This is a genomic window from Bradyrhizobium sp. Leo78 (assembly GCF_059512425.1).
The window spans coordinates 1-419 of sequence record NZ_JCAMOT010000243.1; the positions used below are offsets into that span (position 1 = coordinate 1).

1 protein-coding gene and 1 pseudogene are annotated in these 419 nt (G+C 63.0%); one reads left to right on the forward strand and one right to left on the reverse strand.

The genetic code is table 11. From position 1 onward, the window contains the following. A partial coding sequence (locus tag AC5ZG1_RS44505) for a molybdenum cofactor biosynthesis protein MoaE (protein ID WP_496136586.1) occupies positions 1–317 on the forward strand: 317 nt, incomplete at its 5' end. Here AC5ZG1_RS44505 and AC5ZG1_RS44510 read toward each other — a convergent pair. Further along, positions 318–419 (reverse strand): annotated as a pseudogene (locus AC5ZG1_RS44510) (branched-chain amino acid ABC transporter permease); the annotation flags it as partial. It lies immediately after the preceding gene.

Consider the following 419-nt stretch of genomic DNA (forward strand, 5'->3'; position numbering starts at 1 on the left):
CTCTCGAACTCGAGCATTATCCCGGCATGGCTGAAGCCGAGATGAGCCGCATCGGCAAGCTCGCCGTCGAGCGCTTCGCCCTTCTTGGTCTGACTGCCATCCACCGCTACGGCAAGATCGCCGTGGGCGAGAATATCGTGCTCGTCGTTGCGGCCGCGCCGCACCGGCAGGCAGCGTTCGACGGCGCCAATTTCGTCATGGATTTCCTGAAGACCGCCGCCCCCTTCTGGAAGAAAGAACATGGTTCGGACGGCACGGCGAGCGACTGGGTGGCGGCGAAAGATGCCGACGATGCGGCGCGCGACAAGTGGAAATGATCAGAGAACCACGCGCTCCCTGCGGCTCATAACCAGCAGCAGGACGAGCAGTGAGAAGATGACGAGATCGCGCCAGACGAAGGGCCCGTAGGCGCCCCACAT